This is a genomic window from Paraburkholderia ginsengiterrae (genome assembly GCF_001645125.1).
Lineage (GTDB): Bacteria > Pseudomonadota > Gammaproteobacteria > Burkholderiales > Burkholderiaceae > Paraburkholderia > Paraburkholderia ginsengiterrae.
In genome coordinates this window covers 1-14,035 of sequence record NZ_LXKA01000375.1, presented here as the reverse complement: position 1 = coordinate 14,035, position 14,035 = coordinate 1, and the positions used below count along the sequence as shown (strand labels likewise).

General features: G+C 58.8%; 10 protein-coding genes and 1 pseudogene. All 11 read right to left on the bottom strand.

All coding sequences use genetic code 11. The features are described 5' to 3' along the window. Positions 1 to 120 precede the first annotated feature (120 nt). Positions 121 to 1,053, bottom strand: a complete 933-nt coding sequence (locus A6V37_RS35995) for a LysR family transcriptional regulator (protein ID WP_423213164.1) — start codon at positions 1,051 to 1,053, stop codon at positions 121 to 123. A gap of 113 nt (positions 1,054 to 1,166) precedes the next feature. Next, entirely contained in the window at positions 1,167 to 2,414 is a 1,248-nt protein-coding gene (locus tag A6V37_RS35990; protein WP_064271432.1) for a tyrosine-type recombinase/integrase, read from the bottom strand. Positions 2,415 to 2,597: 183 nt separating this feature from the next. Beyond that, positions 2,598 to 3,200 (bottom strand): group II intron maturase-specific domain-containing protein, encoded by a 603-nt coding sequence (locus tag A6V37_RS35985; RefSeq protein ID WP_242665940.1) that lies wholly within the window; start codon positions 3,198 to 3,200, stop codon positions 2,598 to 2,600. A gap of 25 nt (positions 3,201 to 3,225) precedes the next feature. Further along, a pseudogene (locus A6V37_RS42955) lies at positions 3,226 to 3,588 on the bottom strand (recombinase family protein); the annotation flags it as partial. A 9-nt stretch (positions 3,589 to 3,597) separates the two neighbouring features. Then, entirely contained in the window at positions 3,598 to 3,972 is a 375-nt protein-coding gene (locus A6V37_RS42685; protein WP_244174074.1) for a recombinase family protein, read from the bottom strand. Positions 3,973 to 4,266: 294 nt separating this feature from the next. Further along, a complete protein-coding gene (locus tag A6V37_RS35975; protein WP_064271430.1) occupies positions 4,267 to 4,638 on the bottom strand; it encodes a reverse transcriptase domain-containing protein in 372 nt (123 codons plus the stop codon). Positions 4,639 to 6,430: 1,792 nt separating this feature from the next. Continuing rightward, positions 6,431 to 7,219, bottom strand: a complete 789-nt coding sequence (locus tag A6V37_RS35960; RefSeq protein WP_064271425.1) for a methyl-accepting chemotaxis protein — start codon at positions 7,217 to 7,219, stop codon at positions 6,431 to 6,433. 987 nt (positions 7,220 to 8,206) lie between these two features. After that, positions 8,207 to 8,671, bottom strand: a complete 465-nt coding sequence (locus tag A6V37_RS40290) for a helix-turn-helix domain-containing protein (protein WP_082902884.1) — start codon at positions 8,669 to 8,671, stop codon at positions 8,207 to 8,209. Between the two features lie 370 nt (positions 8,672 to 9,041). Beyond that, a complete protein-coding gene (locus tag A6V37_RS35950) occupies positions 9,042 to 10,472 on the bottom strand; it encodes a GGDEF domain-containing protein (RefSeq protein ID WP_242665938.1) in 1,431 nt (476 codons plus the stop codon). A gap of 786 nt (positions 10,473 to 11,258) precedes the next feature. Then, a complete protein-coding gene (locus A6V37_RS35945) occupies positions 11,259 to 12,464 on the bottom strand; it encodes an MFS transporter (RefSeq protein WP_064271421.1) in 1,206 nt (401 codons plus the stop codon). 194 nt (positions 12,465 to 12,658) lie between these two features. Then, positions 12,659 to 12,808 carry a hypothetical protein gene (locus tag A6V37_RS41620; protein WP_165614486.1) on the bottom strand — a complete coding sequence of 50 codons (150 nt, stop codon included), beginning with the start codon at positions 12,806 to 12,808 and terminating at the stop codon, positions 12,659 to 12,661. Positions 12,809 to 14,035: the final 1,227 nt, after the last annotated feature.

The following is a 14,035-nucleotide window of genomic DNA, read 5'->3' as shown; positions in this document are numbered from 1 at the left end:
GCGGTAACCAACCCGCGGATATCAGTGTGACCCACCGTCGAGACGTACTGCTACGTCGCCCTCAGGAAATTCAGATGCACCAAAACCGAGAACCGATCGCGATTGACACGGAAAGTCATATCAGTCCGAGGCTCCAAACAATTGCACCATCAGGCCACGCAGCCAACGGTTGCCCGCTTCGTGGTGATATCTGGCGTGCCAGTGCTGTCGAACCGCGAAACCATCCACAGGAACCGGGCACGGGTGGACCGCCAGATCATTGACCTTTGCAAGCGTCTCACCGATGTGTCGCGGCAGCGTGGCGATCAGGTCGGTACTCTTGATGATCGCTCCGAGCCCGAGGAAGCCAGGTAACTCCAGCACCACATCGCGATCGATATGCTCACGCACCAGCGCCTGTTCGAGCAGTTGCGCTCCCGTCCCAGCCGTGATCGCGACATGTCCCTCAGTGCGATAGTGCTTCAGGCCGAGTTTGGCGCCTAACCTCGGGTGACGGCGATTGGCCAGACAGACCCAGTCCTGGGTGTATAGCTGCTGCTGGTAAATTCCACCGCCAAGCCAGGGCATATGGCCGATCGCAAGGTCCGCCTCACCGGATTCCAGCGCCCGCTCCGTATTGCCGTCAATCCTCGTCGCTTCGAGGCGTAGGCCCGGCGCCAGCGCGCGCACGTGCGCCAGCATTCGTGGAAGCAGCGTTATGTGGCTGGCGTCGCTCATGCAGATACGGAACCGTCGCTTTGCGGTGGCTGGATCGAACTCGATCTCCCAGGCCGCGAAGCGTCGCAGCGATTCGAGAATCTCCCGACACGGACCGATCAGGGCATCGGCTTGCGGCGTTGGCGCCATGCCGCCCGGCGTACGTATGAACAACGGGTCCTTTAGATGCTCCCGCGGACGCCCGAGCCAGATGCTAATTGTCGGCTGACTTTGGCCGCGAGCAATGGCAAAGCGGTAGAAACCGCGCAGCGCGTTGAGCTTGCGATCCCAGAAAGCCGTAATGGGACCATTGCCGTCAAGAAACGCATGGACACGATCGGCGTCGACGTCGCGCATGTCGATGTCGCCGAGCATTCGATAAAAGGACTTCAAGGTACGTGCCTCAGTGGCAAAGCGCATCCCCAGTGACAGTTTGTAGGCCACGTATGCAGCGACCGCTTCAGGCAGTTTCATAGCAAGTCTCCCATGGCAAAGTCCGCGACCTGCCTCAGGCCAGCCAGATCAACCTCGGCGTAGGTGCGCGTTGCATAGGCGCTGCGGTGACCCAGGTGGTCACCGATTACCTTGAGTGAGAATCCCTCAGCCACCAGGCGGGTCGCGCACGCGTGTCGAAGTGAATGTGGCCCGCCACGACGGCAACTGATGTTCAGAACCCGCAATCGTCGGCTGACCAGGTAGTGCAGACTCGTGGACGCGATTGGGCGGAACGGGGCCCTTATAGTGAGAAACAGTGAGCGCAAAGCGATGTGAGGCCGCACCTGTTCGAGATACCGAAGAATTGCTTCACCTACCTCGGCGGTAAGCGGGTAGTCCTGTTTGCACCGCTGCTTTGGACGGCTGACGTGAAGGAGGTCATGCTCCCAGTCCACGTCGCCCAGGGTCAGGCCAACGACTTCCCCCCTTCTCAGTCCGTAGACCGCCAGGAGCAACAGAATGGCGCGATCCCGAATATCGTGGGGATTGTCCGTATCGGTGCTGCGAATGAGTCGCTGCACGTCTTCCCACCTGGGCCCGGCTGGAAGCGTCTCGTGGCTGAACAGACGAGGTCCTTCGATACCGCCGGCTAGGTTCTTCGAGCACCACATTTGCTCACCGGCGTAGCGGAAGAAACTTCGCAGCGCGCCGGCAAGGCTGGCCATCGATACCCGGGACAAGCCCTGCATTCGTCTCAGGGCCAGAAAGGCGTCGACCTGTTCGAGTCGCATCTCACCGATGCTGCTTCCTTGCTCGCTGAACCAGCACAAAAACGCCTGAACGTGCCAGCATCGATTGTGGATTGTGTGTGACGACAGGCCGCGCTCGTCGCGCAAGTAGCTGTCGAACCGTTGAACCAGATCGGCGAATGGCGGTGTTGCAGGTTGCCGCTCCTGCAGTCGTCCCAGGAAGCGAAGCCAGGCCATAGCGGTCTGGATAAACCGTTCCCGCGAGAACCTTCCCGTCAGGACTCGCTGATGTCGTCGCTGGTAACGAACCCAGCGATCGGCTGCCATCTCGACCTCCGCAGACGGAATCAATCGCCCGTTGTCGAGCGCGAGACGCCGCGAGATAGCAAGGAGCTCCGGTGCAAGGCCCAACAACGTTGAACGGGCTGCACCACCCTTTGCGCAGTGAGCCAGGTAGCGTTCTCGATCATCGGCCGATGGACCATTGCGATGACGAGCGAGTACGCGAGGGTAATGAAACAACGTACCGAACATGATCGGATCTCCGAGTTTACCTTCGGATCTCCGACGCTACTCCGGCGCTAATTTATGTGGCCTTCAATAGGCATACACCGCTGACCAACCTCATCCCGTCCCCGCAAGACCACATTTGAGCCAACACCACATATCGCATCCGGCTCTCGGACAAGACGTCACGCCTTCGTACACGGCAAGTTATTACCAAGGACCCTGTAGACGTACGAGACCGAAGTGCCCGTAAAGGTGTGAGGTTGGATAGGTCCCGCTCCTGCGACGTCTGACTTTGTGCTTGTTGCGTAACCACCGGCGTAACCGCGTAGCGGTGTAGCTGTCGATTGCTCGGTATGCTCGGCTGACGCTTCCTACCTGGAAGTAGTTCGCCCAGCCGCGCAACGTCCGATTCAACCTGCCCACCAACTCCGTGGTCCCTTGCCATACCGTCTTGAGGGCGGTCATCGCATGAAGCTTTTCGACCATGCGCCGGATACTCTTCTTCGACGGGCGCATGCCCATACGGGCCTGGCCCGTCACTGCAGAGTACAGCCGCCCAAACGTGTAACCCAGGAAGCCGAATTCGCCTTCCGGCACCTTGCAGATTCGTGTCTTCTCCTCGTTGACCGTCAGCTTCAGTTTGCCCATGATCTCGCGCAGTCGCGCCAAGGCTTCCTCAGCCTTACCCCGTTTGCACAGGATCACCAGATCGTCCGCGTAGGTCACAATGCGACTGCCAAGACTGCGCTGAAGTCCGAGCTTCTTCCATGCCAGCACAAACCGACGCATATAAACTATGTCGCTGAGCACGCACGCGCACCTGCAGGTGATCGCGCGACTTCGTCTTGCCGAACGCGGCCCGCCCCATGTACGCAGGATTACGCAAGATGCCCCATACCACACTGCGGTCCCAATACGGCTTGCCCGACGCCGTCACCGTACCCGACTCGGTGAGGCGGCGTACCACTTCCCCAATACTCAAGCGGTCCATTCCTACCCACTGGAAGATCGTCCGCACCGTCGCTGCCTGGGGCAGCTCAATAACGTACCGGGCTGGCGTTCCGTCCAACTGCCGGCGAATGTAGCGGTAGCCGTAGGGGGCCCCGGACAGGACATTAACGCTGCCGCGTTTTGCGCCGTGAAGCTTGCCACGGCGGTGACGCTCGGCGATCTTCGCCCGCTCGTATTCTGCGATCATGCCTTGCATCTACAACAGCAGCGACTCTTCCGACGTCGTACCGATTGCGTGATTGAGGAACACGACCTGCACGCCGCAGGCCGAGAACTCCTCCATCAACAGCGCCTGGTGGGCATATTTGCGCGCCAGCCGGTCCGGTGACAGGATGTAGAGCTGATCGATCGCACCGAGCGCGGTGCAGTCCCTGAGTCGCTCTAGCTGTTGCCTGATCAGCGTCGCGCCGCTGACGCCAGCGTCAACGAAACACATGTCCTCGACGACTTGCGCGCCGTCAGCGGAAATACGTTCCTTCAGTGCAGCGATCTGGCTTTCAATGGTGCCGCACTTGTTTTGCTGTTCAGAGGAGACGCGCGCATAAAGCGCAACCATCGCAGCTTTGCTCATCGTTTACCTCGCTTGATGGTCACTCGCCTGGCCGCTACAGGCCGCGTCACGGACGGCCGCGCCGTTGAGCGTGCTTCGATCGGACTGATCTGCTCGTACGCCTTTTGCAACTGTTCCTGGGCGTAGAGGTTCGGCTCGAAAGCCAGACGTACGTGCCATTTTTTACGTCCTCGGGTCATCGCTGCACCTTCCTGTCGGCGGGAGCGACAGTCTCAAGGACGAGGTCCACATCAACCTTGGAACAGCCTCTGGACCACGGCGCCAGACACTCCCTTGAAATGCGCAAGCCCCATTTTAGGCGGCAGTTTGCTCTGTTGTTGGTGGCGTTATGGGTGAGCCTTGCGGAATGCCGCGTCTGCTGTCCATGGCCTCCGTCGTACGTTTCTTCCGGCCTCGGTCATCGGTTTCTTCAACGGAGCATTCCAGCCACATCCGGATCAGATGCAGCACGCGCCGATCAACGATGCGTCGCGCGAGCGACAGCATCAGTTCGGCGTGGGGAATACTTCCGAAGTAGTCCGCCAGGTCAGCGTCCACAACGTCCGTTTGTCCACGGTGCAACCGCTCCTCCACCTCGACCACCGCTTGCTGGGCGTTTCGCCCCGGGCGGTAAGCGTATTGCTCTGGTGGAAGGTCAGCTTCGAAGATCGGTTCGAGCACCAGCATCGCATGCTGTCATGCACAAGCCATCGTCTACCCGCTCGCGTGTGGCCAACAGGAAGTTTGAGTTGTTTGAGTTTCGTCGCATCGCTGTGCGCATGCGACGCGGTGATTCCAATCGCATCATCGCGCAGCGACGCGCGATGAGCCGAGCCAAACTTGCAGCACTAGGGCAGGAAACCCAGTCACGAGGCAGCTACAAGCCGGTAGCACAACATTGGAGCCGTACCGCGATCAGGTTCGCGACTGGCTCACCACCGGTTTCCAAGGCACGCCAATCCATCCCGCCCTTCAGCACAATCACGGCTATACCGAGAGTCACGATGCCGCGAACCGCGTACTGCACCTTCTGGCGGCAGAGCACGTTGTCAAGGCAACGACGATCCACAAGGTCGCGACGGCGGAAGCGACGCAGGTTATTTTCGGCGCCTGCCCTGTGCTCACGCACAGGGCAGGATCACGGCTCAAGACGTGGATTTTCGTAAAGACAAGTTGCTGATCCGGGCATCAGTACGCCCGAGTCGTGCTGAATCAGACCGTCGAAACCTAAGAAAGCCACGCATGTCGATGACACGTTGTAAAAAAACCGTCGCCGAAGCAGCCGCCGACGGTGAAAACCCGGCATCTCCGAGGACAGACGCGCAGGGCTGAGAGACGGATTCAGCGGGCGTTCTTCACCCCCGTATTTCGAATTGACTGAGTTCATCTGGTTACTACCAACGAAGTGGCTCTGATCCAGACGGTCGTCACGGACCCGCGGCATGCCGCTTAGGTCGAAATATCTGTAGCGACCCCGCGCGATCGAGAATAGTCGCGCTCATTCTGAACGTACCGCCCACCGCACTGCAGGCAGCGGGTGATCGTCGGCTATTGCGACCGTCGGAACGGCCAAAACGCCCCCCCTGATCGATACAGCGATCAAACACCCAGCACGGACAGCCTGCCGTTTTCTATCAAAACCGCTAAGGACGCTCCAAACGCGAACGAGTGGCGTTCACCCGCCCGGTGCTCAGACCTCCGCAACGCAAATCGTTTTGGACATTTACCCCAACCAACCTCTTTGCTTCCAGCCCACATATATGGGTATTCGTCATATGAGTCCCCCGGCAGGACCGAACAGGATTCGCAGCGGGCATTCTCGGTTACGGCTGTGCGCGTCAACTATGCATTCAGAGAATCCTGCATGCAATCGCGTTGCACACCGTCTTCGATCAGTGTCGTCCGTTCCGGCGGCTTACATTCATCGTCGATATTCGCAGAGCCCACGCAAACAGGCACGAATTGCAGAGGCAATCGCGGCCATCTTTCCCGACGCATTGAAGAACAGACGTGTTCCTCATACCTTTCGCCCACCGATTGCTGACGCGACTTAAACTGTATTTCATGGGGCAAGTGTATCTAATCCTGCATAGAAGAAATTTGCCGAATAAAAAAACCGAATCATTGACATCGGGTTTTTAATTCCACATTTTTAACGTATCTTGAAATTCCATTCCACAACCGCTTCTCGAACGGTTAAATCACGTGATCCGGCAGGTCTACTATTTGCACCAGAGCCCGCACGACTTGTTGCTGCACAGGAGGCCTGCGCGGCCACGCATCGAGGGCCGACACGACGCCACGGTGGCTGTCGGCTAGCTTCTCCAGTTGCCACTCGACCGTCTGTCGTTCGGCTTCCGCCCGGAACTGCTGAGCCATCTTCCCCGACGGCTAGCCGCCTGCCGGCGAGCGCAAGTCGACTGCTACCAGTGGCGGCATCACGTACCACGGCTGAACTCAATCAGGATGCCTTTCTATCTCAAGTGTCAGACAGATGCCAAAAGCGCGCCGTGGCTTGCAGATGTGAGGTCTGGCTCGCAAGAGCGTGGGACGCGGCGGCCGTTTGTTCCGCCAATACGGCAACGCGTTGCGCCGCATCGTCAATCTGCGCGACCGCTCCGCTGGCGCGCTCGATAGCAGAATGTTGCTGGTATGCAGCTTGACTTACCTGCTCGCTCAGCGTGCTCACGCTTCGATTGGCCTCGACGAGCAGCTGGATCGTTTCACCGGCATTCACCACCCGAGACGTGCCGAGTTCCACTTCCTGCCCTGACTTTGCGATTACCTCGCGAATCTGATCTGCTGCAACAGCGCTTCGCTTGGCAAGTGCACGCACTTCCGCTGCTACAACAGCAAAACCAGTGCCGTGATCTCCCGCATGTGCCGCTTCGATTGCTGCGTTCAAGGCGAGTAGATTGGTCTGAAATGCGAGATCGTCTATCACATCGACAATTGCTCCGATACGCGACGATTTCTCGGCAACGGAAAGCATTGCGGAGATCGCCTCCACCATGAGGCTGTCGCAACGCTCAACATGGGTAGTGGCATTCTGTGACAGGCGTGCCAAACGCTCCGCGTATCCGGAAGTCTGTAGTACCGTTTCCGTAAGACGCGCAAGGATCTCCGCAATATCCTCCGAGGCGCTGGCCTGTTGCTGTGTCCTCGTCGACAACTCCTTGTTTCCGTCGTCGATTTCATGCGCGGCGAGGTAAATCGATTGCGATGCGGAATTGACCGTTTGAGCCGTGCGCACGATTCCTTCGTGCATTTGTTGGAGGGCGACAAATACTTGGCGGGCCTGGGTCCGATCGGTAACGCGCGGCCGTGTCCGTAGGTCACCGGACGCTAGTAAACGTAGGATACCCGAATGACACTCGCCTAGCCACCGCAGGCTAGACGAGTGCTTTTGGCGTTCAGAATTGCTGCTAGGCGTGTTCACAGCGGCGCTAGCACGATCACTAATAATGCTCGCGTGCCTTGCACACGCCCGAGAGTTCAGTCAGAGCATCGCGCTTAGCCTTGCCGCCATAGCGCCGCTTTGCACATAACGGGTGTCCGCAGAGCTGGCCCACCGCCGAACACTACGACGCGTAATAACCAGAATAAACCTTCATACAAGCACTAGAGTTGCCGTTTTTGAAAGCAACCATAGAAAGCTGAAGCGGCCGCTGACAACATGCGGTCGGTCATCGATATAGACAAACGCTTATGAAAAACGCCTTTTCGCTCGCGTGGTCGATGCGATTTGATATCCAGGTACCTACGCCGCGCTAGCAGAGTTACTGAACAAACCTCCTCATGATTGTTGTACCGTCGCAACAGGCATCGAATCGCACTGGTCGGGCGCATTCCCTTACACAGCACGGGATTCGACGTCTTGGCCGCTAGCGTCCCTGTGACCACGGCTAGCAGCATTTGTGAACACCAACATGAGCGCCGCACGGCAGGCAGGCTGGTCTCGACGCCTGCCCCGGCCTCCCGACCGCAAGCGGGTGCGCGGCCGCCACTCGCTGCGTCGGACGGGCTTAATCACACCTCCGCCGTATTTCAGGATCTGCAAAAACGCCTCATCGCTGTTCGCCTGCCTCTGTTCCGGCAGAAACGGGCTTTTGCCTTCTCTGCAAGCGCACTGGCTCAACCACCCGCGGCTGTCGCCGGCGTCCGCACGAACAAGAGCAACGCGATGGTCAGGACGCGTAAACCTGCTCCCGCGTAGAACGTGGCGGCTGCCAAGGGCAGCAGGCGCCCCGTCCGGTCAGAAGTCGAGTTGGTCCACCGTGATACCGAGTGCGGCCGCAATCTTTTCGCACGAAGACTCGCGTAGTTGCTTTTTTGCTTCCAGGGATGAGTAAGCCGCTTGGCTAATGCCCATGCGTGCGGCGACTTCAACCTGCTTCAGCCCAAGGTGCTCGCGCCATGCTCTAGACGGAGTTGCGCCGTCCACGGTTTTGCTCACGACTTCATGCGGAATCAGTCGACGTTTGGCGCTATGCTCGACGGCGTAGTCGACGACATGTTCTCGGCCAAGGCGAGCAAGGCCGCGCCATGTGTAGTCCTGCCTGCTAGAAACCTGGCCATCTTCATACCATGCTTTTCCATCCCAGTAGCGCAATACGGAATGCGACCCGATTAACCAGTGAGTCTCGTAAAAGCCCTTCCTCGCAGGCTTGGTCGTGGAGGGGAACCAACCTGTTTTCTTGATGGTTTGACTATCACTCATTGGCCGAACCTCCGCACATATACGACTGAAAGTACTTCCACTATGACTGTATAGGCGCAACTACGTCCGCCGTACTGCGCTGAACGGACGGCCAGCGTATAAGCCTGGGCCCATGCAAAGGACACGACTTGAATCGGCGCCGCCGCCTTGTTTTCATCGCTAACAATTGACTTCAGTTTATCGGAGCGCTTACAAGTGAGGCGGCGACCGCTTTACGTTGCGCGCGAACGTATTGATGCCATTAAACGGCAAGACGGATTTCTGCTTCCCCATCTTTGACTGGTGTCGGAGACCGAGCGTTCTTCGGTCGCTGCGGTACTACATGCGCGCACGGCGCGTTGCTGCGAGGCCGTTGTTCGAATGCAACGAGTCAAGTACTGGCAGCAAACGAACCCGCAGCGCTGATTTCGTGCATGACGCGGTTACGGCCGGCGCCCTTGGCAGAATAGAGCTGCTCGTCCGCGGCAAGAAGCAGCTCGCGGGGCTCGCCGCCCAGAGCCGGCAGTCGCGTCGCGCAGCCGACACTGACCGTGACAATTGGTCGACCTTCTGTCTGTGCGAAATGGGTCATGCCTTCGACGTTTTTGCGCATCCGCTCGCCCGCTGCGATAGCGCCCGCTGCGTCAGTGTCAGGAAGCAGCACCGCAAACTCCTCGCCGCCGTATCTCACGACGACGTCCGATGCACGAGCTACCTCAGTCAGGCAGTCCGCGACAGCCGAAAGCACTTCGTCGCCCATCGCGTGTCCATAAAGGTCGTTGAATCGCTTGAAGTGGTCAATGTCGACGAACGCCACAGAAATGGCGCTTCCCTGGCGCGCAGCCTGCGTCCATTCTGCGTCGAGGCGCGCGTCCAGGGCGCGACGATTACTGAGACCGGTCAGAGCGTCGGTTGCCGCCCAACGCACGAGTTTCCCCTGGACTCTGATCTTGTCCCTTAAGGCGAACGCAAGCATCCAGGAAACGGCAACGAAAACCATGCCGAACGCTAGCGTGAGCGTTCCAACCAGAAGGGACCGCTCCCGCCATGGCGACAGAATGTCATCAACCGCCGGCGCAACCACCGCAATAAGAGGGCTACCCGGCACGCGGGAAAACGAATACATCCTTTCAACGCCATCGACGGTAGCCTTGGCGACGAAGGAACCTGAAGGATGAGTCCGCATGTAGTCGAAGCTTGCCGAGCGCACACGTATCCCTATGACCTTCTCAACGTAGGGCTTTCGTGCCAATAGCGTTCCGTCATCTAGCGCAACGAACACTGAGCCCGCTCGACCCGTGCTTATCCTGGAGAGAAGCGACTGGAAATATTCCATCCGGATGGCCATAACAGCAATACCATTGAAAGAGCCATCGGGATTGTTTATGCGTCGGGTAAGCGCGATCGACCATTTGCCATCGCGCAGACGCGACCTGTACGGATGCGAAATATATAGCCCGACGTTCGGGCTGCGCTGCTGGGCGATAAAGTAGTCGCGGTCATTCAGCGCAACAGGTGGATAAACCCCCTTATTTTGCGACACAGCGACTCTTCCGGAAGAGTCGAGTATGAATGCTCCTCCGAGATAAACGGCGGTCGTGGCGCGGTCAAACAGGACGGCATCGCGGATGTCCGGCGGTAGCTTCCACGTTATTGGCTGCTGCGCGCCATCAACCATTGCCTTGAGCGACAGGTCGTCAATCTCTACATTCCTCGCGAGGTCGCTTGATATCAGCGACACCAGGTTTACCGCTGTCTCCCGGGCGTGGTCGAGCGCGTCGGCTCGCCCCGTATATAGCGTCGCCAACGTGAGAGCGGCCATGGCTGTGGCAACGCCTGTACATGCCAGCCCAGCGATGACGGGCCGGCTGCCCATCGCCGTAGCAATGGCCGACCACCATCTGCGAGGCGACGGAATCATTGCATTACGCATGGCGGCAGCGTACTTAACAGGCCAGGCGGGTTCTCTGTCAGATGCATTTCAAGCAACGTTAAGTCTGCGAAATTTGCCATCTGGAGGTAAACGTGACGTATGGCCGGCGGTCGACGGGCGTGGAATTATAACGTGCGGGTTTTGCGACCTGCCCAATCATCATTGCAGGTTAAATTCCTCCTTAATAATGGCAAGGCGGCCTGCACATTCAAAAGCGAACGATTTCCCTGAAATGTTGGTTTGGCTTAACGTCGGGAACTCCATCAATGGATGGAATCTTTTCCGATTTTCACTGAAAGCTGTCGCACACGCATATCGGGAATCTGATGGAAACCCCTGGTGAACACTAGGGTTTAGCCGCCGTCTCTCCTTCCACACAGCATAACGGCACTTTGACATCAATTCTGAAGGCTCGAAAACCATCGCATCGCAACCAGGCAGTCGTTAAACACCGCCGTTGCGACAAGAAACGTGACAATCGAGTCCGGCTTGCGACGAGAGCGTCTCTTCGTTGTGATTGAGGCGGCGGGGTTCCACCCTGTGGTCAGCGCAACGTCGGGGCGCCCGATGGAGGAGATGTGGTTCCCCACATGTCTTGCGATTGCAACCACGCGTCGGCGAACACCGAAAACGAACGGAAGCCGCACCTGTCCCATCGCGTGAAAGTACGCTGACTCAGCGACCCGCCACAGTGTCTGGCGTCCGTCCAGACAAAAGCAGCGCGATGGTCAGGACGCAGAAACCTGCTCCCGCGTAGAACGTGGCCGCCGCACCCAGGCGGTCCCACAAGGCACCGGCGATGACACTGGACACAAGCGTAACGACACCGCTGAACAGGTTGAAGAAACCGAACGCGGTACCGCGCAGTTGCGCAGGCGCGGTGTGAGCGACCATGGTGGCCAGCAACCCCTGCGTCATCCCCATATGCAGACCCCACAGCGCGACACCCACGAGTACGACGCTCCAGTGGGTGCCATGGGCGAGAACAAAATCCGAGGCAATCAACATGACCAGGCCCGCGACCAGCAATCGGGTGTGGCTCATCGTGTCCGCGAATTTCCCGAACGGATAGGCCGACAGCGCATACACAACGTTCATCACGACCATCACGAGTGGAACCAGCGCAATCGGCACGCCACTTCCCATGGCCCGCAACACGAGAAATGCTTCACTGAACCGCGCCAGCGCAAATACCCCGCCGACTATGACCACCCACCAGTAGCTCGTGCCGAGCTGCCTGATGCTGTCCCAGCGAATCGGATTGACCCGTTTTACGCCCGGCTCCCGCGCGGGCTCATCGATGCCAAATGCCAGCAGGGCGACGGCGAGCAGGCCAGGAATGACAGCAAGCCAGAAAGCGAGCCGGAAATTATCGGCCCACACCAGCATGATGACAACAGCCGCTAGCGGCCCAAGGAACGCGCCGACGGTGTCGAGCGACTGGCGAAGCCCGAATGCAGCACCTCGCAGATGTGGCGGCGTAACATCGGCCACAAGCGCATCGCGCGGCGCGCCTCGGATGCCTTTGCCCACCCGGTCCATGATGCGCGCGGTCACCACAATGCCGATGGTCGGCGCGACTGCAAAAAGCGGTTTGCTGAGCGCGCCCAGTCCGTACCCTGCGACAGCAAGCCATTTGCGGTTTCCCAGATAGTCGCTGAGGGTTCCGGAGAATACCTTGACGATAGGGGCGGTCGCCTCGGCGATGCCCTCGATGAGACCAATCGTGGTTGCACTGGCGCCGAGACTCGCCATGAGGAACATGGGCAACAGGCTATGGATGATTTCGGATGAGATATCCATGAACAGGCTGACGCAGCCGAGCACCCAGACGCTGTGTGGGATTTGCCGAAGAATACTGACCCGCGGTCCGGTTTGCATTGTCTCTATCGGTAACGAAATGCGACCTTATTCACAGCAGAAGTGGCTCGGGCGCTTCGCGCGGGTGAAATGAAGAGCCCGTCGCCGCCGCGACCTCCAGCCCTGGACGGCCGCATCCCAGCCTGTGACGTAGGTACGTTTTGATCTGCGACATTCAGGGTTGATCGTCCGATGGACTGCGATGCAGGCCAGATTCAGAAGAGCTGGGCGCCAAGCTCGCGCAGGCTGCCCCACTTCACCGTACTCACGAAGGTCCTGCCGGTCGTGTCGAGCGATTCGATCATCGCCCGTTGCCCACGCGCTTCCGCGATGACGCGCACGATGCGCGTGCGGTAGCGCAGCAACGCACCGATGGACAGGCACGAGGTCCGCCGCCGGGTCCGTGATCGTTTCTTTTATTGGGTAGCCGCGTCCCCTTGCGGAAACGCGGCCCCCGAGGAACCGTACGTGCGAGCTTTCCCCGCATACGGCTCGAGCACAGCGTGAAGCGTCTCTCCGACGCCGGTCTTGACCATCCTGCTCAAGCCCTTCACAAGCCTCACATCATTAATCCATCCCATCGCTGGGACGCGGGCGCTGAACCGCAACCTGCCGGTCTCTCTCAAGCTGCCCGCCGACGAATTTCAAACGTGTACTTGTGACAGCTGCACCACGCGGAAGTCTGCACCCTTTCGGATCGGGGCAAATCTTGAACCCCTATACGACCCATTACAGGCCGTCGTTCGCTTGCTCCGCGTTCTCATATCCGCTTCTCCAACAGTTTCCCTCGCGGGTCACCTGCCATCGCTACGCCATCTGGCAGAGAATCGGACTTACCGTGTTCCGCACAAGAGACAAAAGCAGGTTAGGTTCCACCTATTCGCCGGCAATCCGCAGTCCGTGTAGCCCCAGCATGGAAGGGGATAACCGATTGCATGCCTTTTGGCTTAAGCCTCACAGCATCTTTGGCTTATCAGATATTACGACGTTTACCGGTGGTTCGTTTTTACTAACCATACTGCTCACCCTAGCACCTCATCCATCTGATGCTGATAGAAAGCACCTCGCCCTCACGGGGTTGATGCCGCACGTTCGTGCAGGTTACATTGTCCCGGCGGCTTCATACCAACTCGTTACCGAGATCGCATGCGCCAGTAGGGTACGGCTGACGGAACAGCCGGTTTCCTCGCTGGCCGAGGCCAGCTGAAACAATCTCTTGTGCGACTTCCACGTCGCACCCATGCGGATATCTATCTGGACAGGCAATGAAGCGCGGGGGCCGCGATACACCGCAGCATCTCGCCACCCATGCTACCAGGCCGGCCGACCCGGGTCCAGGCCCGCTGCCTGAGCACTACCTTCCACTGCGACTGCCGCCCTGCCGGTCGCGACAATTCGACCGGCAGGGCGCCGTTGGCAGCAATCGTCCGACGGCTCTCTGCCCATCACGCTCGTGCGATGAAGTAAATCTATGGTCGCCCCCGTTTTTGCAACACTGATTTTTGATGGCGTAGTTGGTTTGCTCAAATCTATCCGGCGTCGTTATGGGGATATGTCCCCGCGCCATGATGAGAGTCGCGCCCAACGATCCT